The organism is Pseudomonas sp. GD03842 (genome assembly GCF_029841165.1).
GTDB lineage: Bacteria > Pseudomonadota > Gammaproteobacteria > Pseudomonadales > Pseudomonadaceae > Aquipseudomonas.
Genome location: NZ_JAOCEA010000018.1, coordinates 51,830 through 75,328, shown reverse-complemented (window position 1 = coordinate 75,328; position 23,499 = coordinate 51,830). Strand labels below are relative to the sequence as shown.

Sequence of the window (23,499 nt, the reverse complement as noted above, 5' to 3'; positions counted from 1 at the left end):
CTCCAGGCACTGGTTGCGCCTGTGTTGTTTTTATGGGGTCAAGACACGAGCGGATGGTACTGACAAGCGACAGATGAAGAATAATGAGATGTTTCCATTGATCGATAACCCAGGGTTATCGACCTAGCGGGGGACCGTTGTCGCGTTGGCGATCAGAATATTGGCGAATTCCGAGGCGGCACCTAACAGCGGCTCGCCGCGTCGGGTGAGAATTCCATAATCCTGAGGGGCCAGTTTCAGCGGCGTGTTGAGCACTTTCAGCAAGCCCCCTTCCAGATGCGGCTGGGCCATCGACGCGGGCAACATGGCGATCATCGGGCCGGACTGCAACACCTGTAAAAACGTCTGCATGGAAATGGTATCGATGGTGTTTCGTGGCAGCGGGATGCCGGCCTTGGCGAACGCCTGCTCCATGCGCGCACGGATCGGCGTGCCAACCGGGTAGAGAATCCACGGCCAGTTGCCCAGTTCCTGAAGCGGCGTCTCCTCGAGCTCGGTGAGCGGGTGACGGCTGTTGACTACCATGCAGAACGGCTCAGGCGCCAACGCCTGAAAGTCATAGACTTGCTGCTGGCTTTCGTCAGTGTAACGGGCCACGGCGAGGTCGAGCTTTTTGTCGTCGAGCATTTCCATCAGATGATCGCTGGTCTGCTCGACGATCTCGATGGACAGCAACGGCCAGCGCCGTTTCAACTGCACGATGGCATCCGGCAACACCACGGCCGTGGCGGCGAAAATCGCTCCGACCTTGAGAAAGCCATGACCGCCTTCGCGCAGGCTGCTGATCTGGTCGACAAACTTGTTGGCGTCATTCAGCGCAATCTGCGCGTAACGCACCACATGCTCCCCCAGTGCGGTGGGGGGCATGTTACGAGGCAGCCGCTCGAACAGGTCGAACCCCAATAACCGCTCGATCTCGCGAAGCATCTTGCTGACGGCGGGCTGACTCAGGTTCATGTGCAACGCAGCCGCGTGCATGTTGCGCGTACGAGCCAAGGTATCGATCAGCACCAGATGCTTGAACTTGAGCCAGTTACAGACCGTCGAGAACGAGATGTCGGACATAGTGAGCAGCCTTCGGATTCGATAACCCCATGTTATCGATAATTGAGCAGATGTCATTGGAGTTTATCGTGTTGGCTGGCTAGGGTCGGCAGCAAAAGCATAAGAACTTCCGAGGATCGTCCCATGTCAATTCGACTCACCCCTGAAAACACGCTGCCTGCCGACGGCCTCGATGGCACATTGATCGGCCGGGCGTGGGTGCCCGGGCAGGTTGCCGGTCCTTCGCCTGTTGTCCTGCGTCGCGACGGGGTGTTCGATCTGTCCGAGCGCTTTGCCACCCTGAGCGAATTGCTTGAATCCGAATCGCCGCTCAAGGCCGTGCGCGAGACCCAGGGCACGCTGATCTGCAGCGTCGAAGCGCTACTGGCCAACTCCGGCACCCACCCAGATGCCAATGCGCCCTTCCTCCTTGCCCCCGCTGACCTTCAGGTCATCAAGGCGGCAGGCGTGACGTTTGCGGCGAGCATGATCGAGCGCGTCATCGAGGAACAAGCCGCGGGCAACCCGACCAAGGCCGAAAGCGTGCGCGCGATCGTGCATGACATCATTGGCGACAACCTGCGCAGCATCCGACCGGGCTCGGAACAGGCGAGCGCCCTGAAAGCGCTGCTGATCGAACAGAAAATGTGGTCGCAGTACTTGGAAGTCGGCATCGGCCCGGATGCGGAAATCTTCACCAAGGCCCCGGTACTCGCCGCTGTCGGTAGCGGCAGTCAGATCGGCATCCACCCCAAATCCGAATGGAACAACCCCGAGCCCGAAGTGGTTCTCGCGGTGAACAGTCGCGGGGAAATTCACGGCGCCACGCTTGGCAACGACGTCAATCTGCGCGACTTCGAAGGCCGCAGCGCCTTGCTGCTGAGCAAGGCCAAGGACAACAACGCGTCGTGCGCGATCGGCCCGTTCATCCGCCTGTTCGACGAAACCTTTTCGATGGACGACGTGCGCAATTGCGTGGTCGACCTGCAGGTCAAGGGCCGTGACGGCTACGTGCTGAAGGGTTCAAGCTCCATGTCGCAGATCAGCCGGGACCCGGAAGACATTGCCGCCCAGACCCTCAACGAAAACCACCAGTATCCCGACGGTTTTCTGCTGTACCTCGGCACCTTGTTCGCGCCCACTGAAGACCGTGACCACGTGGGGGGCGGCTTCACTCACAAGCTTGGAGACGAGGTCAGCATCAGCAGCCGTTTGCTGGGCAGCCTGCACAACGAAGTGACGCATAGCAGCCAGGCCACTCCCTGGACGTTCGGTCTTGGCGCATTGTTCCGTAACCTGACGGCGCGTGGTTTGCTGACGCGGCAGTGAGTCCTGCGACGCAACGCCCCTCCTCGCCGACAACCGGTGCGCCGCCCAATGAGCGTCGCCCGTTACCCCGATAACAAGAGAAACCCGAACCATGTCCGAAGTCCCGAAACGCCCCCTGCGCAGCCAGCAATGGTTTGATGACCCTGACCACGCCGACATGACGGCGCTGTATGTCGAGCGCTACATGAACTATGGCCTGACCCGCGAAGAGTTGCAGTCTGGGCGGCCGATCATCGGGATTGCGCAGACAGGCAGCGACCTGACGCCTTGCAACCGTCACCATCTGGAATTGGCCCAGCGAGTCAAGGCCGGCATTCGCGATGCCGGCGGCATTCCGATGGAGTTTCCAGTCCACCCTATCGCCGAGCAGACCCGTCGCCCCACGGCCGCGCTTGACCGCAACCTGGCCTATCTGGGGCTGGTTGAAATTCTCCATGGTTACCCGCTCGACGGCGTGGTGCTGACCACCGGTTGCGACAAGACCACGCCCGCCTGCCTGATGGCCGCCGCCACCACTGACCTGCCCGCCATCGTGCTCTCTGGCGGGCCGATGCTCGACGGTCGCCACAAGGGTGAGCTGATCGGCTCGGGCACGGTGCTGTGGCATGCCCGCAACCTGCTCTCGGCCGGCGAAATCAACTATGAAGGTTTCATGGAGATGACCACCGCGGCCTCGCCCTCGGTTGGCCACTGCAACACCATGGGAACGGCACTTTCGATGAATGCGCTGGCAGAGGCCCTGGGCATGTCGTTGCCAGGCTGTGCGAGCATCCCGGCGCCGTATCGCGAGCGTGGCCAGATGGCCTACATGACTGGCAAACGCATTTGCGACCTGGTGCGCGAGGACGTCCGCCCTTCGCAGATCATGACCCGCGAAGCCTTCGAGAACGCCATCGCCGTCGCCTCTGCCCTGGGTGCATCCAGCAACTGCCCACCGCACTTGATCGCCATCGCCCGGCACATGGGAGTCGAATTGAGCCTGGACGACTGGCAGCGCGTCGGTGAAGACGTTCCACTGCTGGTCAACTGCATGCCAGCGGGTAAATACCTGGGCGAAGGCTTCCATCGCGCCGGAGGCGTCCCGGCCGTGATGCACGAACTGCAGAAAGCCGGGAAGCTGCATGAGACCTGCCGCTCGGTAGCGGGCAAGACGGTGGGCGAGATCGTGGCCGCTGCCGTCACCCATGACGCGGACGTGATTCGCTCCTATGAAGACCCGCTCAAGCACCGCGCCGGTTTCATCGTACTCAGCGGCAACTTCTTCGACAGCGCGATCATGAAGATGTCGGTGGTCGGCGAGGCGTTCCGCAAGACCTACCTGTCAGAGCCCGGCGCGGAAAACAGCTTCGAAGCACGGGCAATCGTCTTTGAAGGCCCGGAGGATTATCACGCGCGCATCAACGACCCTTCGCTGGACATCGACGAACGCTGCATTCTGGTGATTCGCGGCGCAGGCACCGTGGGTTACCCCGGCAGCGCCGAAGTGGTCAACATGGCGCCCCCTGCCGAACTGATCAAGCGAGGAATCGATTCGCTGCCCTGCCTTGGAGATGGTCGCCAGAGCGGCACGTCGGCCAGCCCCTCGATTCTCAACATGTCGCCGGAAGCGGCGGTGGGCGGCGGGTTGGCGCTATTGAAAACCAACGACCGCCTGCGCGTGGACCTCAACAACCGCAGCGTCAACGTGCTGATCAGTGAGGAGGAAATGGCCGAACGCCGCGCCGGGTTCGAGCCGAAGATGCCCGCCTCGCAGACTCCGTGGCAGGAACTGTATCGCCAGTTGGTGGGGCAGTTGTCCACCGGCGGCTGCCTTGAGCCGGCCACGTTGCACCTTCGGGTCATCGCCCGAAACGGCGAGCCAAGGCATTCGCACTGAGGATGACATGGGGCCGGCGCTCAAGGCGCTTGCCCCCGTCCGATGCGGTCCATTTTCATCGCTTCCATGAAAGTGTTGCCGCATCAGGCCGGTGTTTTTCATCGCGGGAGAAGACCAAGATAGGGGCAACTCAAGCCTCCCCCTTTCAGAGAGATCGCCATGAAAGCCATCGCCTTCACCCAGCACGGCCTGCCTATCGAAGACCCAAATGCCCTCAAGGACATGGACTTGCCCAAACCAACGCCCGGGCCGCGGGATCTGTTGGTCGAAGTGCAGGCCATTTCCGTGAACCCGGTCGACACAAAAGTCCGGGCAGGCTCGGCCGCCACCGCCCCTAAAGTCGTGGGCTGGGACGCCGTCGGCGTGGTTCGCGAAACCGGCAGTGACGTGACGCTGTTCACGGTCGGCGACGAGGTGTTTTACGCAGGTTCCATCGCCCGCCCCGGTAACTACAGCGAATTTCATCTCGTGGACGAACGCATCGTGGGGCGCAAGCCGACATCCCTCGACAACGCTCATGCCGCAGCCTTGCCGCTGACCTCGATCACCGCCTGGGAGCTGTTGTTCGATCGACTCGGCGTCAAGGAAGGCGAAGGTGAAGGCGACAGCCTGCTGATCATTGGCGCGGGAGGTGGCGTAGGCTCGATGCTGGTTCAACTGGCACGCCAGTTGACCCGCCTGACCGTCATTGGCACGGCCTCTCGCGATGAAACCCGCGAGTGGGTCAAAGGCCTCGGCGCGCATCACGTCATCGATCACAGCCAACCCCTGGTCGCGCAGTTGGAAGGCCTTGGCGTGGGGCAGGTCAGCCATGTGGCGAGCCTCACCCACACCGACAGTTATTTCCCTCAACTGATCGACGCACTGCGTCCACAAGGCAAACTGGCGCTCATCGACGATCCCAAGACACTCGATGTGGTGCCCATGAAACGCAAGGCGCTGTCGCTGCACTGGGAGCTGATGTTCACGCGCTCGCTCTATGAAACCCCCGACATGATCGCCCAGCATGAGTTGCTCAACCGCGTCTCGCAGTTGATCGATCAGGGCATCCTGAAAACGACGCTGGGCGAGCATTTCGGCACCATCAACGCCGAGAACCTGCGCCGCGCCCACGCGGTGATCGAGAGCGGCAAAGCCAAAGGCAAGATCGTGCTCGAAGGTTTCTGAACCCCTGTTCAACCCACCCGTCGCATGTGAAGATCGGCGCCTTTTCGGGCCGGTCGCCTGCGGCGTCGGCCTCCATCCCACCCTTTCGCCTCAGGATTCACGCCATGCAGCTCACCGCGCTTGCCAAAACTCGCTACACCACCAAGGCCTATGACGCGACCCGCAAAGTTGCGCAAGAGACCATCGACACATTGCTCGACCAACTGCGCCACAGCCCCTCGTCAGTGAACTCGCAGCCATGGCATTTCATCGTGGCCTCCGACGAACAGGGAAAAGCGCGCATCGCCAAAGGGGCGGAAGGCGCGTTCGCCTACAATGAAGCGAAAATCCTCCACGCATCGCACGTCATCGTTCTGTGCACGCGCACTGAAATGTCCGAGGACCATCTGCAAGCGGTTCTGGCGCAGGAAGAACAAGACGGTCGCTTCGCCACTGCAGACGCCAAGGCAGGCCAGGACACCACCCGTCGCAGCTACGTGAACCTGCACAGATACGACCTCAAGGATCTGCAGCACTGGATGGAAAAGCAGACGTACCTGGCGCTCGGTACGCTGCTGCTGGGCGCAGCCTCGTTGGGCCTGGATGCCACACCGATGGAAGGCTTCGACTTCAAGAAACTGGACGCCGAACTGGGTCTTCGCGAGAAAGGCTTTAGCAGCCTGGTCGTGGTGTCGCTCGGGTACCGCAGCGAGACGGACTTCAACGCCAAACTGCCAAAATCACGTCTGTCAGCGCAAGCGGTATTCACCCATTTGTGACAGTGAAAAAAGACGGCGCGCCGCCCGGTCACTCATCGACCTGGTAGCGCTCCCGCTTGGCGATGGCGCTCATTGAACAGCGCCGACGCCGTCCCGCCCAGCACCTCTCATTTGCCCCAATGCCGTTGCTCTGCTAGTGTCGCGCCGGTTTAACCTCTACCGGGATAGCCGCCATGGCCCGCAAGAAAGCAGCACTGGATTTCGAACAGTCCCTCGCGGACTTGCAAACGCTGGTCGAGCGTCTGGAGAACGGCGAGCTGTCGCTGGAAGACTCCCTGACCGCCTTCGAGCAAGGCATCCGCCTGACTCGCGAATGCCAGAGCGCGTTGGCCCAGGCCGAGCAGAAAGTTCAGGTGCTGCTGGAGCGTGACGGCGAACTGGCGGAAGAACCTTTCGACGCGGAACAGCCCGAATGATCGCCGAGTATCAGGCCCTGAGTCAGGCGCGCGTAAACGCCGCGCTGGATACCTTGTTCACTGCTTCCGCGCCTGAACTGACCCGTTTGTACCAAGCCATGCGCTACAGCGTGACCAACGGCGGCAAGCGCGTGCGGCCGCTGCTGGTCTACGCAGCCTGCGAAGCCCTGGGCGGCAATGCCGAGGCGGCCAACGGCGCGGCTTGCGCTGTCGAGCTGATCCATGCCTACTCGCTGGTCCATGACGACCTGCCCGCCATGGACGACGACGACCTTCGTCGCGGGCTGCCCACCACTCACAAGGCTTTCGACGAAGCATGCGCCATCCTGGCCGGCGATGGCCTGCAAACCATGGCCTTCAGCGTTCTCAGCGACGCAGCACTGACGCCCCAGGACGCCGACACCCGCCTTAAGATGGTCCACACCCTCGCCCGCGCCGCTGGCCCGGCTGGCATGGTCGGCGGGCAGGCGATCGACTTGGGCTCCGTGGGTCTCAAGCTGGACCAGAAAGCCCTTGAATTCATGCATCGGCACAAGACTGGCGCTTTGATCGAAGCCAGCGTCAGGCTCGGCGCGCTGGCCAGCGGCCGTCCCAGCCAGGTGCAACTCGACGCCCTGCAGATCTACGCTCGAGCCGTCGGCCTGGCGTTTCAGGTTCAGGATGACATCCTCGACGTCGAAAGCGACACGGCCACCCTCGGCAAGCGCCAAGGCGCGGACATCGCACGGGACAAACCGACCTACCCGGCGCTGCTGGGGCTGGAAGAGGCCAAGCATTACGCCCTGGAACTGCGTGACCAGGCGCTGGATGCGCTGCGACCTTTCGACGCGGCAGCCGAGCCTCTGCGGGCCTTGGCGCGCTACATCGTCGAACGCCGCAACTGATCCGTTTTCGCGATTCGGGTCTGTAGCGGCGCGCTTGGTTCGGGAGGCCATCGCGGGCAAGCGCGCTCCTACAGGGAATTGCACCGCTCTGGCACGTTGATTTGAGCATCCATCGACTGCTGTTCATGGGCAGGTCGCGATGCATCAGGTAAACTGCCGCGTCATTTACTTATAACGATTCGCCTGATGCCCACGACGTTCAAAGAGATTCCCCGCGAGCGCCCGTCCACGCCCCTGCTTGATAACGCAGCGACGCCAGACGGTCTGCGCCGGTTAGGTGAAGCCGAGCTCGAAGCGCTCGCCGACGAGCTGCGACTGGAGCTGCTCTACACCGTTGGCCAGACCGGCGGGCATTTCGGTGCCGGGCTCGGCGTGATCGAGCTGACCGTAGCCCTGCATTATGTCTTCGATACGCCCGACGACCGGCTGGTCTGGGACGTCGGCCATCAGGCGTACCCGCACAAGATCCTGACCGGTCGCCGCGAAAAGATGTCGACCCTGCGCCAGAAAGGCGGTGTGGCGGCCTTCCCCCGCCGCGGCGAGAGCGAGTACGACACCTTTGGCGTCGGCCACTCGAGCACCTCGATCAGCGCCGCATTGGGCATGGCCCTCGCCAATCGCCTGCAGGGCATCGATCGCAAGGCGATCGCCGTCATCGGTGACGGTGCGCTGACGGCCGGCATGGCATTCGAAGCGTTGAACCATGCGCCTGAAGTCAAGGCTGACATGCTGGTGATCCTCAACGATAACGACATGTCGATCTCTCGCAACGTCGGCGGTCTCTCGAACTACCTGGCCAAGATCCTCTCCAGCCGCACCTACGCCAGCATGCGCGAAGGCAGCAAGAAGGTGCTGTCGCGCCTGCCCGGCGCGTGGGAAATCGCCCGCCGCACCGAGGAATATGCCAAGGGCATGCTGGTGCCCGGCACGCTGTTCGAAGAGCTCGGCTGGAACTACATCGGTCCGATCGACGGGCATGATCTGCCGACCCTGATTGCGACGCTGCGGAACATGCGCGACTTGAAAGGGCCGCAGTTCCTGCACGTTGTCACCAAGAAAGGCAAAGGCTTCGCCCCAGCAGAAATCGACCCGATCGGCTACCACGCGATCACCAAACTCGATCCGGTCAACGCGCCCTCGACGCCCAAAAAGGCGGGTGGTCCGAAGTATTCCGGCGTGTTCGGCCAATGGCTGTGCGACATGGCGCAGGCGGACGAGCGACTGGTCGGCATTACGCCGGCCATGAAAGAAGGCTCTGACCTGGTGGCGTTCAGCGAGCGCTTCCCCGAGCGCTATTTCGACGTGGCCATCGCCGAGCAACACGCTGTGACCCTGGCAGCGGGCATGGCCTGCGAAGGCGCCAAGCCGGTCGTGGCGATCTACTCGACCTTCCTGCAGCGTGGTTACGACCAACTGATTCACGACGTCGCCGTGCAAAACCTGGACGTGCTCTTCGCCATCGATCGGGCCGGCCTGGTGGGCGAAGACGGCCCTACCCACGCTGGCAGCTTCGACCTGTCATACCTGCGCTGCATTCCCGGCATGCTGGTCATGACGCCGAGCGATGAGAACGAACTGCGCAGAATGCTCACGACCGGACACCTGTTCAACGGCCCCGCCGCAGTACGCTATCCACGGGGCACAGGCCCGAATGCGGTCATCGACAGCGCCTTGGAGCCGCTAGAAATCGGCAAGGGCGTCGTGCGCCGCCAGGGCAGCCGTGTCGCGATGCTGGTGTTCGGTGTACAACTGGCGGATGCGTTGAAAGTCGCCGAGAACATCGATGCCACCGTGGTCGATATGCGCTTCGTCAAGCCACTGGACGAAGCACTTGTGCGCGAAATGGCTGCCAGCCACGACTTGCTGGTGACTATCGAAGAAAACGCCATCATGGGTGGTGCTGGCGCGGCAGTCAGCGAATTCCTTGCACGGGAAAACGTGCTCAAATCGGTACTGCACCTGGGCTTGCCCGACGTTTACGTCGAACATGCAAAACCGACGCAGATGCTGGCCGAGTGCGGGTTGGATGCGGACGGAATCGAGGCCTCGATCAATGCGCGCCTGACCAAGATCTAAAGCCATGATCGTATGATCGTTCCCACGCTCTGCGTGGGAACGCATCCTGTGACGCTCCGCGTCATCCTGTCTGGACGCAGAGCGTCCGAGCTACCGTTACCACGCGGAGCGTGGGAACGATCATCATCTCGCTGAACATATGACCTTATCCCGTCTCGCCCTTGCGCTCTCCCTGCTGCCAACGGCACAAGCCTTTGCCGAGCCGACTGACCGTGCAGACGCGCTCAAACTTCCCGACGTGCTGATCAGTGCCGATCGGCAGGTCGAAGCGCGAGGCGACAGTACCGCCGCCAACACCGTGTTCACCCGCGCCGACATCGAGCGCCTGCAGCCGACCAGTGTCACTGACCTGCTCAATCGGGTGCCTGGCGTGCAGGTCGCACCCAGCGGCGGGCGAGGCAGCCTGCCCGGTATTTCGATCCGCGGCACCAAGTCCGCGCAGACGCTGGTGCTCGTCGACGGCCAGCGAATCGCCAATGCCACCTCTGCCGACAGCGCTTTGCAATACCTCAGTGTGGAGCAGATTGAGCGCGTGGAAGTGCTGCGCGGCTCACGCTCGGTGGTGTACGGCGCCGATGCCATTGGCGGCGTGATTCAGATCTTCACCCGCCGCAGTGCCGGACAAGGCTTGCAAGCCCGGCTGCACACGGGCGTTGGCAATCGGGGTACGAGGCAGAGCAGCATGGGGCTGTCCGGTGGCAATGCGCAAACCCGCTTCAGCCTCAGCACCAGCCTGGACGAGACCGATGGCATCGACCGGACCGGGCCGTCCTATCTCAGCGACGCCGATCACGATGCCTACCGCTACAAAGCCTACAGCCTGAACCTGACCCACTGGCTAAACGATGACGTGGAGGTCGGCCTCAACGCGCTGGATAACCGAGGGAAAACCGAGTTCGACAACCCGTTCGGCGTGTTCGACCCGGTGACCTTCGACACCGTGGGCCAGCAGCAATACAGTGATTTCGAGCTCAACAGCCTGGGAACGTACCTGGACGCCCGCATCAATGAATACTGGAAGACCCGGCTGGAACTGGGCCATAGCGAGAATAGAGAAAAGACCTTCGACAAGCTCAGCGACGACCAATACGTCTTCAATACCTACCGCGACTCGGTCAACTGGCAGCACGACTTGGCATTGGACGCCCACAACAGCCTGATGCTCGGTGCCGAAGCGTACGAGGATCGGGTCAACAGCAGCACGGCGTTCGACGAAGACAGCCGCTGGAACCGTGCGCTGTTCATCCAGCACCGTTTCAAGGGCGACCCGGTGTCCACTGAACTGGGCCTGCGCCGCGATCGGAATCAGCAATTCGGCAGTCAGGACACCTGGAGCGGCACGCTGACCTTGGCGCTGAATGACGCCAACGATCTGCTGGCCTCCTACAGCGAGGGCTTCCGCGCCCCGACGTTCAACGACCTGTACTACCCCGGTTTCAGCAATCCGAACCTAAAGCCCGAGCACTCGAAAAGCTACGAACTGCAATGGCGCAGCCGCCTGAGCGATAGCCGTTCACTGGAAGCCTCGCTGTATCGGACCGATCTGGAGGATGCCATTGCGCTGGACAGCAACTACCGTCCACAAAACATCGGTTCAGCGCGGATCAATGGCTTTGAGGCGTCATTCGAACAGCGACTGTATGGCTGGACCGGGAAACTGGGGGCCTCGATCATCGACCCGCGCGACCGCGACACCGGCCACACATTGAACCGCCGCGCGCGCCGGACGCTGAACCTGGATATCGACCGCCAATTCAACCGCCTTGGAGTCGGGGCAAGCTGGCAGGCGGTGAGCGGCAGTTTCGACGATGAGGCCAATACCCGTAGCATCGGCGGCTACGCGCTGATCGGGCTGCGCAGCAGTTGGAAAGCCAGCGACGAAGTGAAGTTGGACTTCAAAGTGGATAACGCCTTGGGCAAGCGCTATAGCCGCACGCTGTACAGTTTCGATGGCAATGACCATGGATATCGGGAAGAAGGTCGGACATGGATGTTGGGCATAACCTGGACGCCCGAACGCTGAAACGCTAGGTCGTCAGCCAGAGGATCGATGCTCGGCGGGCACCACTCCCATGTCCGTGGATCAACGATCTGGGGCAAGGGCTCTGCAGAGACTTGCCACCGCCTCGATCATCTGCCCGCTCGGCCGCTCGATACCCTTATCCGGCACCGTTTCCAACCGTGCCTTCAGCGATGGCCAGGCTTTCCACATGTCGAGTTGAGACCCCGTGCTGGCGACGATCACTTCCGGAGCCCGCTGCAAGACCGACTCAACGCCAACCTGCGGGGCCGGTAGGGTCAGATCAGTAAAAACGTTCCGCGCCCCGCACACAGCCAACGCATCGCTGATGATTTGCCCGCCGCCCACGGTGTACAGCGGCTGATTCCAGACCTGATAAAACACGCTGATGGGGGTATCTCGGCGATAGCGGGTTCTCAACTCGGCCAGCCGCTGACGAAACGCCTCCGCGACCTGTCGCCCTCGCTCGTAACGGCCCAGCCGCTCGCCGACCTGTTCGATCTGATCGGCCAACTGGTCGAGGGTATGAGGCTCGGCGGTGAATAAGGGAATGTGCAGGCGCTGCAGTTGGTCACGCTGGGCAGCGCTGACGCTGCCGGGCCAGAGCAGCAGCAAATCGGGTCGCAGGCCTAGCAGGCGCTCCACCTCAAGCTGCCCGTAACGACCGACCGAGGGCAATTGAGCGACGGCGGCCGGCCGCTCACCGCCGTCCAGCACACCGACCAACCGATCGGCGGCACCGAGTTCAACGACGATTTCCGTCAAGGACGGCGCAAGGCTGATCACGCGCTCGGCCGCCTCGACAGGCAATGCCGCCATCAGCAGCAGACAGGCAAAAACGCGGCGCATCAGGTCGACGGGCGAAGACTGCAGCACAGGGAAGGAACGACAACATGTGTCATCGACAGGCCTCGGTGCTGACCGCCACCTCTCACGCGGGATCGACCTCGCTTTGATGCTCGTTGCCCATCATGTGGCCCAGCTTGCCTGCCTTGGTGGCCAGATAAAGCTTGTTATGAGGATTCTGGCCGGTGTGCAGCGGGACGCGCTCCGCGACCTTGATGCCCATTTCAGTCAGGGCTTTGACCTTGCGGGGATTGTTGGTCATCAACCGCAGGGATTTCACGCCCAGGTGCTCCAGCATCGGCAGGCAGATCCCGTAGTCACGCTGGTCGGCGGCGAAACCAAGACGCTCGTTCGCTTCAACAGTATCCGCTCCGCCGTCCTGCAACTCATAGGCGCGGATCTTATTCATCAAACCGATGCCGCGCCCTTCCTGGCGCAGGTACAGCAACACACCACGGCCTTCGGCAGCGATCGCGCGCAGCGCCGCTTCAAGCTGGGAACCGCAATCGCAACGCTGGCTGAACAAGGCATCGCCCGTCAGGCACTCGGAGTGCACACGACCAAGGACCGGCGCGCCGTCGGATACATCGCCCAGGCTAAGTACAACGTGTTCTCGACCGGTTTCCTGCTCCAGGAAGCCGTTCATTTTGAAAGTGGCAAAAGGGGTAGGCAGCTTGGAAGCCGCGACAAATACGACGGGCACCGTGTGCTCCTGATCAGTATGAGGGCTGGAAATAAGCAAGGCCGCATTGTAACAGCAGGTTCCGGTAGAAGCTTAGGCTGAATTGTCGGCTAATCAGATCGGATAGTTTGATCATTGGCTGGCGCCGACCTGGCTTGCACCATCGTCTGCATCGAACGGATAGGGCTGCTTCCAGCGCGCGAAGATGGGACGCAACTGGCCGGAACGGACCAGTTGCGCCATGCGCCGATCGAACAGATCCCGCAGATAACGACCGCGGTCATTGTCGGCGAAGCTCAGGTAGAGCGGGATCGCCGTCAGATAGGTTGTTCGGAAGCGTTGCGGCTCTTGGGTTTGCGTGAGGATAAAGCCGATTTCGGGCTTTGCGTCGATATACACGTCGGCGCGACCATGCTCGAGCATCGTCAGAATGTGGTCCCGCCGTGGGACCTCATTGAAGTGGACGACGTTGGGCAGGTAATGATCGAACGCGTAGCCTCGCACCCAGGCCAGCCGGTAGCTCGCCAATGACCTCAGCGTAGGAGCAGGCCGAGAGGCAAGGGTCAGCGCATAGATCTCGTCAGTATCGTAGTGCCATTTCGGATAGAGGGTACCGTCGACCTCGTTTTGGTAGGCACCGACCCACGCATCGGCTTCGCCACGTTGCACCAGCCCGACTGCGCGCGTGTAGGGTTCGATTCGCAAGGCCACTTGGACGCCTGCAGGCTCGAAGATTTCACGCATCAGGTCCCACCCCAGCCCTGAGCCATCGGCTTCGGTATAAGCGTTCCACTGCTCGCTGACCAGAACGATGTCAGCCGGCTTTTCAGGCACAGACTCGGCATGCACGGGAACATTGGCTAGCCAGAGGCCCGCGATCAGCAGCAACAGGCCCCGTAACCCTGTCATCCCCACGCCCATCATCGGTCGTTTCCCGGTCGTTGCCTAAATCACACCCCATACCCAGACTAGACCCTGCATGGCGAGCCATGCAAAAACGCCCGCCAAAACGTCATCGAGCATGATCCCCACGCCGCCATGCACATGCTTGTCGACCCAGTGGATGGGCCAGGGTTTGAGAATGTCGAAGAACCGGAAGACCAGAAAACCCACCAGCAACCATACCCAACCTTCGGGCACCAGCCACAGGGTGATCCACATGCCGACCATTTCGTCCCAGACGATGCCTTCGTGGTCATGCACGCGCAAGTCGTCGGCCACCTTGCCGCACAGCCAGAAGCCGAACAGCATGGTGATACCCAGCATCAACCAGTAGCCCCAATCCGGAAGCATTTGCCACAGCGGAATGAAGGGCACCGCGACCATGGAACCCCAAGTGCCCGGCGCTTTGGGCAAGGTCCCGGAACCGAAACCGAAGGCCAGGAAATGCCATGGATTGGTCCATACCGAGGGCGGGACGTTTTCCGCCGGGACCTGATTAGGATGATCTGTCACCGTGTCTCCCGAAAATGTTGGTAACCCCGAGTCGATGGCGTGACGTCATGGCCAAGCCCGTCGACAAGCACCACGCCCTGCCCCTCCACTACCTGACCGATCACGTGGATCGACCAGCCCGCGTCGATCAGTTCAGCCAGGCATGATGCCGGGAGGGTGAAAGCCAGTCTGTAGTCATCGCCGCCACTTAGCGCAGCATTCAGCGCCTCGTCAGGATTGAAAAGCGCCAGCAGCGCGTCAGACATTGGCACCTTGTCACGCTCCACCCTCAAGCCTACGCCTGAGGCCAGCGCGATATGCCCACAGTCCGCGAGCAGCCCATCGGAGATATCCAGCGCCGAGGTCGCCTTGCCCTGCAACGCCTGGCCCAATGCGAGCTGCGGCAGCGGGGACCAGTAGCGGGCCAGCAAGGCCTGAGTGGTAGACGCCTCGGCGCTACGCTGGTTCAACACGAAGGGCAGCGCGCCAGCGCCATCCCCCAGCGTGCCACCCACACACAGCAAATCCCCGGGCCGCGCCCCAGCCCGCGTCAACGCCTGCCCCACGGGCACGGCACCAAAGACCGTGACGGTCAGGCTCAACGGGCCGCGGGTCGTGTCCCCGCCCACCAACCGCAGGGAGCACTGCTGGGCCATGGCGTTCAATCCACGGGCGAACGCTTCCAGCCAGGTCGCAGAAACGGCAGGCAAGGTCAGGGCAAGGGTGAAGGCAAGGGGACTGGCGCCCATGGCGGCCAGATCGCTGGCGGAAACGCCGAGGGCGCGCTGGCCCAGCAGGAAGGGGTCACACACTTCGGGGAAATGCACCCCGGCGACCAACGTGTCAGTCGAGACAGCCAGTTGCTCACCGGCCTTCAAGGACAACAGGGCGCAGTCGTCGCCGATCCCCAACGCGACGCCTTCGCCGGGCTGCGCGCAGGGCGCGGCGGCAAAGTAGTTGCGGATCAGCTCGAACTCGCCCATGGCGTCAGACGCAGAGGTTCTGGAAACCCAGACGCCTCAGCGCTTGTTGGCCTTCACTTCGACTTCGCGCAGACGCGGAGCCAGCTTGTCGAGTACGCCGTTGACGAACTTGTGACCATCGGTCGAACCATAGACTTTCGCCAGTTCGATGCCTTCGTTGATGACCACGCGGTACGGCACGTCGATACGCTCCAGCAGTTCCCACGTTGACAGGCGCAGGACGGCGAGTTCGACTGGGTCCAGTTCGTCTATCGTCAAGTCCAGGCAAGGCGCCAGCGCGGCGTCGATCTGGTCCTTCTTCGCAGGCACCCCATGCAGGATCTCGCGGAAGTACGCACCGTCGACTTCAGTGAAATCGTTATCCACGCGAAATTGCGCTTCGATCTCGTTCAGCGACTGTTTGGCCATGTGCAATTGATACAGGGCCTGGGTCGCCAATTGGCGGGCCGCACGGCGTTTTTCGCTTTTCGATGGCTTGCCAGCGTCCGCTGGGCGCGGCTCGCGAGGGTTGAAGCGATCGCTTTCGTCGTTAATCACTTGGCCTCCAACTGCGCCAACAGGCTGACCATCTCGAGGGCGGACAGCGCGGCTTCTGCGCCTTTGTTGCCGGCCTTGGTGCCGGAACGTTCGATGGCCTGCTCGATCGAATCGACGGTCAGGACGCCAAAGGCGACCGGTACGCCGAACTCCATGGAAACCTGAGCCAGGCCTTTGGTGCACTCACCGGCCACGTATTCGAAGTGCGGGGTGCCACCACGGATCACGGCGCCCAGGGCGATGATCGCGGCGTATTCACTGCGTTGAGCGACTTTCTGCACGACCAGCGGAATTTCGAACGCACCCGGTGCACGGATGATGGTGATGTCGCTTTCGCTCACGCCATGGCGAACCAGTGCATCAACGGCACCGCTCACCAGGCTTTCCACGACGAAGCTGTTGAAGCGGCCAACCACCAGGGCATAGCGACCTTGTGGGGCGATGAAGGTACCTTCGATGGTCTTCAGGGTCATTCGGCTGGATCTCGTCATTAAAGAGCAAGCGCGCAGCGGGGCGCGCTTTCAGGGATTTTAGGCCACGAATCGGCGACCGCAGGGCTGGACGGGATGAAAATACAGGGTTTTCACGGTCCAGAACCTGCCGGTCTTTATTCGGAGGGCACGTATTCTACAACTTCCAGATCGAAACCGGATATCGCATTGAACTTCATTGGCGAACTCATCAGGCGCATTTTACGCACGCCCAGGTCGCGAAGGATCTGCGAGCCGGCACCCACGGTGCTGTAGGTGGTCGGCGTTTTGATCGGTGCGGCGCCCGCTGTTTCCCGGACATGGGCCAGCACGGCATCGCCATCCAGCGGGTGGCCCAACAGCAACACCACGCCGCTGCCGGCCTCGGACACCGCAGCCATTGCGGCTCGCAGGCTCCAGCGGCCAGGCTGTTTGACCATCAGCAGGTCGCGCAGCGGGTCCATGTTGTGCACCCGGACCAAGGTGGGCTCTTCTGCGCAAATCTTGCCCAACGTCAATGCGAGGTGAACGTCGCCCTCGACCGAGTCGCGATAAGTGACCAGGTTGAAGTGGCCCTGCTCAGTGTCCAGAGGCTGCTCGGCAATCCGCTGAACGGTACGTTCATGGATCATGCGGTAATGGATCAGGTCGGCGATGGTGCCGATCTTGATGTTGTGTTCGGCCGCGAAAGCTTCGAGCTCAGCGCGACGGGACATGGTGCCGTCGTCGTTCATGACTTCACAGATGACGCCGGTCGGTTCGAAACCGGCCATACGCGCCAGGTCGCAGGCCGCTTCCGTATGACCGGCGCGGGACAACGTGCCGCCGGCTTGCGCCATCAGCGGGAAGATGTGGCCGGGACTGACGATATCTTCTGCCTTGGCGTCCTTCGCGGCGGCAGCCTGAACGGTGCGCGCACGGTCGGCCGCGGAAATACCGGTGGTGACGCCCTCGGCGGCTTCGATGGACACGGTGAACTTGGTGCCGAACCCGGAGCCATTGCGTGGGGCCATCAGTGGCAACTTGAGGGTTTCGCAACGCTCGCGAGTCATCGGCATGCAAATCAGGCCGCGGGCATAACGCGCCATGAAGTTGATGTGCTCGGCCTTGACGCACTCGGAGGCCATGATCAGATCGCCTTCGTTCTCGCGATCTTCGTCATCCATGAGGATGACCATCTTGCCTTGGCGAATGTCTTCAACCAGTTCTTCGATGCTATTGAGCGCCACGCGGCACCCCCCTTCGATTCAGGATTTGAGGTAGCCGTTGGCGGCCAGAAAGCTTTCAGTGATGTTCCCGCCTTGGGCAGGCGTCGGTTCGGCGGCTTTGTCACCGAGCAGCAGACGCTCCAGGTAACGCGCCAGCAGATCCACTTCAAGGTTGATCTTACGACCCGGCCGGTAGTCGCCCATGATGGTTTCGGCCAGAGTGTGCGGGACGATGGTCAATTCGAACTCGGCGCCGTTGACCGCATTGACGGTCAGGCTGGTACCGTCGACGGTGATCGAGCCCTTGTGTGAAATGTATTTGGCCAGCTCCCGGGGGGCGCGCATGCGGAACTGAATGGCTCGAGCGTTTTCTTCGCGAGACAGGACTTCGCCGACGCCATCGACGTGGCCGCTGACCAGATGGCCGCCCAGCCGCGTGGTCGGCGTCAGAGCCTTTTCCAGGTTGACGCGGCTGCCCGTTTTCAGATCGACGAAGGCAGTCACGTCCAGGGTCTCGCGGCTGACGTCAGCCCAGAAACCGTCGCCCGGCAGCTCGACGGCAGTCAGGCACACGCCGTTCACGGCAATGCTGTCGCCGAGCTTGACGTCGGAGAGGTCGAGCTTGCCGGTCTCGACGTAGACGCGGACATCGCCGCCCTTGGGAGTGATGGCGCGGATGCTGCCGATGGATTCGATGATGCCGGTAAACATGGGTCCTCCAGGAGAGCGGGGCGAGAAGCGGAATTATACGCTCGCGCTCGGGACAGGATGTGCAATGACTCGCCAGTCATTGCCGACGGCGCGCATTTCGACGATTTTCAACTCCAGCGACTCGCTCATTTGCGCCAGTGGCAGATCGAGCAGCGGCCGCGCAGACGAGCCCATGAACTTGCCGGCCACGAAAATCTGGTATTCGTCGACCAGCCCCAGCCGCGTGAACGCGCCCGCCAACTTCGGACCGGCCTCGACCAGTACATCGTTGACGCCGCGCGCCGCCAGTTCGACCAGCAGCTTGCGCAAATCGACATGGCCGCCACTGCTCGGCAGTGCCAGCAGTTCGTGGCCTTCGGCGGTATAGCGTTCGCGGGCCGAGGCAGCGGCACACGTGGCAACCAGCGCATTGCCGGCCAGGAAGAACGGTGCTTGCAGCGGCACGCGCAAGCGCCCGTCGATCAACACACGCAGAGGGGGGCGGGTACCGGCCAACGCCGTGAGCTCGGCATTCAGGCCCAGCTCGTCAGGGCGCACGGTCAACCGGGCATCGTCAGCCAATACGGTATCGGCGCCGGTAAGGATCACGCTCGATTGCGCGCGCAGCCGCTGCACCGCCGACCGCGCCTGGGGCCCGGTGATCCATTGGCTTTCGCCACTGGCCATGGCCGTGCGCCCGTCGAGACTCATCGCCAGCTTCACCCGCACATACGGCAAACCGTGCTCCATGCGCTTGAGGAAACCTTGGTTAAGCGCGCGAGCTTCAGATTCCAGGACGCCACTCTGCACGGCAATGCCAGCACTCATCAGGCGCAGCAGACCCCGACCCGCGACGTCGGGATTGGGATCTTGCATCGCGGCGACCACGCGGCCGACACCGGCATTGACCAGTGCATCGGCACAGGGTGGAGTCCGACCGTGATGGCTGCACGGTTCGAGCGTGACATAGGCCGTCGCCCCGCGGGCCTTTTCACCCGCCTGACGCAGGGCGTGGACTTCGGCGTGGGGCTCGCCGGCACGCACATGCCAGCCTTCGCCAACGATCTGCCCCTCACGCACGATGACGCAACCGACACGCGGATTGGGGTGGGTCGAATAGACACCCTTGCGCGCCAGTTCCAGGGCCCGGCTCATGTAAAAGGCGTCGAGCACGCTTTGTTCAGTGGAAGGCATGCTCACTCTTTAACCGGCTCTCGCGCCAGTCGGTCGATTTCTTCGCGGAATTCGTTGAGGTCCTGAAACCGCCGATACACCGAAGCGAAGCGGATGTAGGCGACCTCGTCGAGCTTTTGCAACTCGGCCATTACCAACTCGCCCACGATCAATGATTTGACCTCGCGCTCGCCGGTCGCCCGCAGCTTGCTTTTGATATGCGCCAGTGCAGCTTCCAGACGCTCGACGCTGACAGGGCGCTTCTCCAGCGCACGCTGCATGCCTGCGCGCAGCTTCTCCTCGTCGAAAGGTTGGCGGCTGCCGTCCTGTTTGATCAGACGGGGCAGCACCAGCTCAGCGGTTTCAAAAGTGGTGAAACGCTCACCGCAGGCCACGCACTCGCGACGGCGGCGGACCTGATCGCCTTCGGCAACGAGGCGCGAATCGATGACTTTGGTGTCGTTGGCACCGCAGAAGGGACAGTGCATGGTGGCAGGCAACAAAAAAAGGGAGGGCCATGGTAGCGCATCCCGCTCGCAAGACAAGTATCGACCTTTGAGGTATATAGACGCCCATTCGCGCAGCGAAAGCGCTTCATCTCGGCGATACTGCGCCTGCCCCCCGTTTTTTCGTTTCTTGCCGGAGCCATTCATGACGCTACGTTTGCTTGCCGTATTCAGCCTGGTCGGCCTGCTCGCCGCCTGTAGCACCCCTGAAGCGCCTAAAGCGTCGGCGCCTGCCAAACCCGCGCCCAACGCAATAAAACTGCCCGCCGGCCCGGGCCCTTTGCCTGCTTATCAGCGGGAAATCAGCGGCCAACTGCTCGGTGTGCCTGCGGGTGCGGAAGTGGAGCTGGCCGTGCTGGTGATCGATGAGCGTAATCGTCCTCAGAAACTGCTGAGCAGCACCAAGTTGACGGGCAACAACCAGTCGCTGCCCTTTCAGTTGCGCTTCAATCCCGAAGCATTCCCCGTCGGCGCACGGGTCGAGCTGCGTGGCCGGGCTAGCCAATCCGGCCAGTTGATCCTGCACCTGCCCTCAGTGCTGATTGCCAGCCCCGACACCCAATCCGTCGGGCAGCTACAGTTCGTCGCCGCCCCATGACGCCACCGTCCGCTCTGCAAAGGACACTGAGCGAACTGCTGGGCGATGCGAAACTGGTGGCCGAACCGCTGCCCGGAACCGACCTGAAGCTGTGGTTGATCGATGCGGCGAACATGGACCGCGCGTTCAGCCCCGAAGAAACACGGCGCATCCTCGACGAGCCACCCTACTGGAGCTTTTGCTGGGCCAGCGGCCTGGCGCTGGCGCGATTCCTGGCCGAGCACCCGCAGTGGGTCGAAGGCAAGCGCGTGCTGGATTTCGGTGCCGGTTCCGGCGTCGCAGGCATTGCCGCGTCGAAGGCGGGGGCGTTGGAAGTGGTGGCCTGTGACATTGATCCAGCGGCGCTCGCCTCCTGTGCGGCCAATGCGCAACTCAACGATGTCACGCTCGGCTACTCGACGGACTTCTTCGCCGAACAGGACCGCTTCGATCTGATTTTGGTCGCCGACGTGCTGTACGACCGCGCCAATCTGCCGCTGTTGGATCACTTTCTTACCCGCGGTAAAGAGGCCCTGGTAGCGGATTCGCGGGTACGCGATTTTCAGCACCCGGCCTATCGCCGACTGGGCATTTTCGAAGCGCTGACCCTGCCGGATCTGGCAGAGCCCTGGGAGTTTCGCAACGTCAGCCTGTACCACGCCAAGCGATAGCCCCCCGTACGCCGGGCTCAGCCTCCGATCGCCACGCTTCCGACATTGCCCTCAGCCCTTTATAGTTGGCGCCATTGAGCCTTTTTTCGAGACGTCTGATGAGCCAGGAAACGAAGTACATCTTCGATGCGACCACCGCCACCTTCGATCAGCTGGTCATCGAGAATTCCTTTCACAAACCCGTGCTGGTGGACTTCTGGGCCGAGTGGTGCGCACCGTGCAAGGTGCTGATGCCGCTGCTCAAGCAGATCGCCGAGAGCTACCAAGGTGAGTTGCTGCTGGCCAAGGTCGACTGCGATGCCGAGCAGGAAATCGTGGGGCGCTTCGGAATCCGCAGCCTGCCGACCGTCGTGCTGTTCAAGGACGGTCAGCCGGTCGACGGCTTTGCCGGGGCGCAACCTGAATCAGAAATCCGCAAACTGCTCGAGCCCCACGTGAAGCTGCCGCCACCCGCCGCAGCCGATCCGCTGCAGACCGCTCAGGCGATGTTCGCTGACAGCCATTTCGCGGAAGCTGAGGCCGTCCTGCAGACGATTCTGGCCGAAGACAACACCAATGCCGCCGCCCTGATTCTCTATGCACGGTGCCTGGCCGAACGTGGCGAGTTGACCGAAGCCCGCGCCGTCCTCGACGCCGTGAAAGGCGATGACCATAAGGCCGCGCTGGCAGGTGCCAAGGCGCAGCTGACATTCCTCGGTGAAGCATCGGCACTCCCCGATGCTGCCGAGCTGAAATCGCGCCTGGCGCAAAACCCGCAGGACGACGAAGCAGCCTATCAATTGGCGATACAGCAGTTGTCCCGTCAGCAATACGAAGGCGCGCTGGACGGCTTGCTCAAGCTGTTCACCCGTAACCGCAGCTACAACGAAGGCCTGCCACACAAGACCCTGCTGCAAGTGTTCGACCTGCTGGGCAACGACCATCCGTTGGTCACGACCTACCGGCGCAAACTGTTCGCAGCGCTCTATTGAGTCGCTGTTCTCGGTGGCAGTACGGCCGTATTGCCACCGCATCGTCTTCAGGATTCGACCCAGAAATATTCCGGCGCATCGCCATGGCTTTCGACCCTGACGTTGGCGCTGTGGCGCATGCGCACCATGAGGCGCTTGCCCGCCGCAGTGCTGCCCGCCAGCCCCTCCAGTTGCCCGAGCAATTCCGGGCCGCTCAGATGCCCAGCCTTGCGTAACAGTTCCTGTGCGATGTCCCACACCGCATCATTACGGTTAGGGGGTGGTTTAGAGGCTGCGGCAGGCTGAGCGTCAACGTTTGCGGGCTGGGTGCCCCACTGCATTCCCAGCCTGGCCCAATCGTCCTCATCCATTTCCACAGTGAGGTCCACTGGCAGCGCGCCAATGGTTCCACGGATTCGCAACATAATGTCTTCCTCTAAGCGGCGCGGTTGCAGGGTCCCAACGGCGCCTGGGGGCTGCATCATAACCGCTGCGAGGCAATCGAGGCCGCGCTCATCAGGGCCGACGCGTTCATATCGCACCCTCATGATGGAAAAAGTTAAGAACCGATGCACAACATTGTTATAAGATCACATAACAATTCGTAACCCTGTCGGAGCTCCCCCATGCGTCGTCTGCTACTTGCCTTGCCTTTCGCGCTGCTTCCCCTCGCCATCGCCCATGCCGCCGACGAACATGATCACGATCACGAGCACGGCAGCCTGGGGGCACATGTGCACGGCGTGGCGCGGCTGGACATGGCGCTGGACGGTCATACCCTGGAGCTCGAACTGGACTCGCCGGCCATGAACATCGTCGGTTTCGAGCACGCTGCTACGACCGATGCCGACAAGATGAAACTCGCCCTGGCCCGGGAAACCCTGCTCAAGCCTCACGGCCTGTTCAGCATTCCAGAGGGTGCGGGGTGTTCTGCCGTGAAGGCGAAGCTGGAAAGCCCCCTGTTCGGTGACAAGGATGACGACCATGACGACGGGGACGCGGATGAACACGAACATGAACACAGCGAAATCCATGGCCACTATCAGTTCACCTGCACTTCGCCCGCCGTCCTCAACCAACTGGATCTGACTCAACTGTTCAACAGTTTTCCGGCCACCCAGACGATCCAGGTCCAATTGGTGACGCCGAAACGCCAGATGGGCGCAGAAGTGCGTCCGAGCAACCCCGTCGTCAAATTCTGA

The 23,499-nt window shown here is 62.0% G+C and carries 25 protein-coding genes; 12 read left to right on the top strand and 13 right to left on the bottom strand.

The genetic code is table 11. The annotated features are described in order from the left end of the window. Positions 1–123: 123 nt before the first annotated feature. On the bottom strand, positions 124–1,065 hold the full coding sequence (locus N5D61_RS22440) for a LysR family transcriptional regulator (protein ID WP_279894260.1): 942 nt from the start codon (positions 1,063–1,065) through the stop codon (positions 124–126). A gap of 123 nt (positions 1,066–1,188) precedes the next feature. Here N5D61_RS22440 and N5D61_RS22435 point away from each other — a divergent pair, with 123 nt between their 5' ends. The 8 genes from N5D61_RS22435 (at position 1,189) to N5D61_RS22400 (ending at position 11,573) form a co-directional block, all read left to right on the top strand. Beyond that, positions 1,189–2,373, top strand: coding sequence for a fumarylacetoacetate hydrolase family protein (locus N5D61_RS22435; protein ID WP_279894259.1), 1,185 nt, complete (start codon positions 1,189–1,191; stop codon positions 2,371–2,373). 91 nt (positions 2,374–2,464) lie between these two features. Then, the gene (locus N5D61_RS22430; RefSeq protein ID WP_279894257.1) at positions 2,465–4,249 is read left to right on the top strand and encodes a dihydroxy-acid dehydratase family protein; all 1,785 of its coding nucleotides are present in this window, start codon (positions 2,465–2,467) and stop codon (positions 4,247–4,249) included. 159 nt (positions 4,250–4,408) lie between these two features. Next, positions 4,409–5,416, top strand: a complete 1,008-nt coding sequence (locus N5D61_RS22425; RefSeq protein ID WP_108239534.1) for a zinc-binding alcohol dehydrogenase family protein — start codon at positions 4,409–4,411, stop codon at positions 5,414–5,416. Between the two features lie 104 nt (positions 5,417–5,520). Continuing rightward, positions 5,521–6,174, top strand: coding sequence for an oxygen-insensitive NAD(P)H nitroreductase (nfsB, locus tag N5D61_RS22420; protein WP_279894256.1), 654 nt, complete (start codon positions 5,521–5,523; stop codon positions 6,172–6,174). Between the two features lie 173 nt (positions 6,175–6,347). Then, entirely contained in the window at positions 6,348–6,590 is a 243-nt protein-coding gene (locus N5D61_RS22415) for an exodeoxyribonuclease VII small subunit (RefSeq protein ID WP_108239532.1), read from the top strand. Next, positions 6,587–7,474 (top strand): (2E,6E)-farnesyl diphosphate synthase, encoded by an 888-nt coding sequence (ispA, locus tag N5D61_RS22410; RefSeq protein WP_279894255.1) that lies wholly within the window; start codon positions 6,587–6,589, stop codon positions 7,472–7,474. Before N5D61_RS22415 ends, ispA begins: the two co-directional genes overlap by 4 nt. Before the next feature lie 186 nt (positions 7,475–7,660). Next, the gene (dxs, locus tag N5D61_RS22405) at positions 7,661–9,550 is read left to right on the top strand and encodes a 1-deoxy-D-xylulose-5-phosphate synthase (RefSeq protein ID WP_279894254.1); all 1,890 of its coding nucleotides are present in this window, start codon (positions 7,661–7,663) and stop codon (positions 9,548–9,550) included. Positions 9,551–9,689: 139 nt separating this feature from the next. Further along, complete coding sequence (locus N5D61_RS22400) at positions 9,690–11,573, top strand: TonB-dependent receptor (protein WP_279894253.1); 1,884 nt, start codon at positions 9,690–9,692, stop codon at positions 11,571–11,573. Positions 11,574–11,633: 60 nt separating this feature from the next. On the opposite strand, the gene N5D61_RS22395 is transcribed toward N5D61_RS22400, so the two are convergent. From N5D61_RS22395 to nrdR, 11 genes are all read right to left on the bottom strand, one after another. Beyond that, positions 11,634–12,419: a cobalamin-binding protein gene (locus N5D61_RS22395; protein WP_279894252.1), complete on the bottom strand. Its 786-nt coding sequence runs from the start codon at positions 12,417–12,419 to the stop codon at positions 11,634–11,636. An 82-nt stretch (positions 12,420–12,501) separates the two neighbouring features. After that, a complete protein-coding gene (gene ribA / locus N5D61_RS22390) occupies positions 12,502–13,119 on the bottom strand; it encodes a GTP cyclohydrolase II (RefSeq protein WP_108239528.1) in 618 nt (205 codons plus the stop codon). Positions 13,120–13,230: 111 nt separating this feature from the next. Continuing rightward, positions 13,231–14,007 (bottom strand): transporter substrate-binding domain-containing protein, encoded by a 777-nt coding sequence (locus N5D61_RS22385; RefSeq protein WP_279894251.1) that lies wholly within the window; start codon positions 14,005–14,007, stop codon positions 13,231–13,233. Positions 14,008–14,043: 36 nt separating this feature from the next. Continuing rightward, a complete protein-coding gene (locus tag N5D61_RS22380; RefSeq protein ID WP_108239527.1) occupies positions 14,044–14,553 on the bottom strand; it encodes a phosphatidylglycerophosphatase A in 510 nt (169 codons plus the stop codon). Beyond that, the gene (gene thiL, locus N5D61_RS22375; protein WP_279894249.1) at positions 14,550–15,515 is read right to left on the bottom strand and encodes a thiamine-phosphate kinase; all 966 of its coding nucleotides are present in this window, start codon (positions 15,513–15,515) and stop codon (positions 14,550–14,552) included. Before thiL ends, N5D61_RS22380 begins: the two co-directional genes overlap by 4 nt. A 36-nt stretch (positions 15,516–15,551) precedes the next feature. Continuing rightward, entirely contained in the window at positions 15,552–16,052 is a 501-nt protein-coding gene (gene nusB, locus N5D61_RS22370; protein ID WP_108239525.1) for a transcription antitermination factor NusB, read from the bottom strand. After that, complete coding sequence (ribE, locus tag N5D61_RS22365) at positions 16,049–16,525, bottom strand: 6,7-dimethyl-8-ribityllumazine synthase (protein WP_108239524.1); 477 nt, start codon at positions 16,523–16,525, stop codon at positions 16,049–16,051. Before ribE ends, nusB begins: the two co-directional genes overlap by 4 nt. 134 nt (positions 16,526–16,659) lie before the next feature. Next, positions 16,660–17,751 (bottom strand): bifunctional 3,4-dihydroxy-2-butanone-4-phosphate synthase/GTP cyclohydrolase II, encoded by a 1,092-nt coding sequence (gene ribBA, locus N5D61_RS22360; protein ID WP_108239523.1) that lies wholly within the window; start codon positions 17,749–17,751, stop codon positions 16,660–16,662. A gap of 18 nt (positions 17,752–17,769) precedes the next feature. Beyond that, positions 17,770–18,441: a riboflavin synthase gene (locus tag N5D61_RS22355; protein ID WP_108239522.1), complete on the bottom strand. Its 672-nt coding sequence runs from the start codon at positions 18,439–18,441 to the stop codon at positions 17,770–17,772. A gap of 33 nt (positions 18,442–18,474) precedes the next feature. Further along, complete coding sequence (gene ribD / locus N5D61_RS22350; RefSeq protein ID WP_279894248.1) at positions 18,475–19,614, bottom strand: bifunctional diaminohydroxyphosphoribosylaminopyrimidine deaminase/5-amino-6-(5-phosphoribosylamino)uracil reductase RibD; 1,140 nt, start codon at positions 19,612–19,614, stop codon at positions 18,475–18,477. A 2-nt stretch (positions 19,615–19,616) separates the two neighbouring features. Continuing rightward, the gene (gene nrdR, locus N5D61_RS22345) at positions 19,617–20,081 is read right to left on the bottom strand and encodes a transcriptional regulator NrdR (protein WP_167362104.1); all 465 of its coding nucleotides are present in this window, start codon (positions 20,079–20,081) and stop codon (positions 19,617–19,619) included. Between the two features lie 163 nt (positions 20,082–20,244). On the opposite strand from nrdR, the gene N5D61_RS22340 reads away from it, so the two are divergent. From N5D61_RS22340 to trxA, 3 genes are all read left to right on the top strand, one after another. After that, positions 20,245–20,697 carry a YbaY family lipoprotein gene (locus tag N5D61_RS22340; protein WP_108239520.1) on the top strand — a complete coding sequence of 151 codons (453 nt, stop codon included), beginning with the start codon at positions 20,245–20,247 and terminating at the stop codon, positions 20,695–20,697. Then, on the top strand, positions 20,694–21,347 hold the full coding sequence (locus N5D61_RS22335; protein ID WP_108239519.1) for a 50S ribosomal protein L11 methyltransferase: 654 nt from the start codon (positions 20,694–20,696) through the stop codon (positions 21,345–21,347). Before N5D61_RS22340 ends, N5D61_RS22335 begins: the two co-directional genes overlap by 4 nt. Before the next feature lie 98 nt (positions 21,348–21,445). Then, entirely contained in the window at positions 21,446–22,318 is an 873-nt protein-coding gene (gene trxA, locus N5D61_RS22330) for a thioredoxin (RefSeq protein ID WP_279894247.1), read from the top strand. Between the two features lie 47 nt (positions 22,319–22,365). On the opposite strand, the gene N5D61_RS22325 is transcribed toward trxA, so the two are convergent. Then, the gene (locus tag N5D61_RS22325) at positions 22,366–22,722 is read right to left on the bottom strand and encodes a hypothetical protein (protein ID WP_108239598.1); all 357 of its coding nucleotides are present in this window, start codon (positions 22,720–22,722) and stop codon (positions 22,366–22,368) included. 201 nt (positions 22,723–22,923) lie between these two features. On the opposite strand from N5D61_RS22325, the gene N5D61_RS22320 reads away from it, so the two are divergent. Continuing rightward, the gene (locus tag N5D61_RS22320; protein WP_108239517.1) at positions 22,924–23,499 is read left to right on the top strand and encodes a DUF2796 domain-containing protein; all 576 of its coding nucleotides are present in this window, start codon (positions 22,924–22,926) and stop codon (positions 23,497–23,499) included.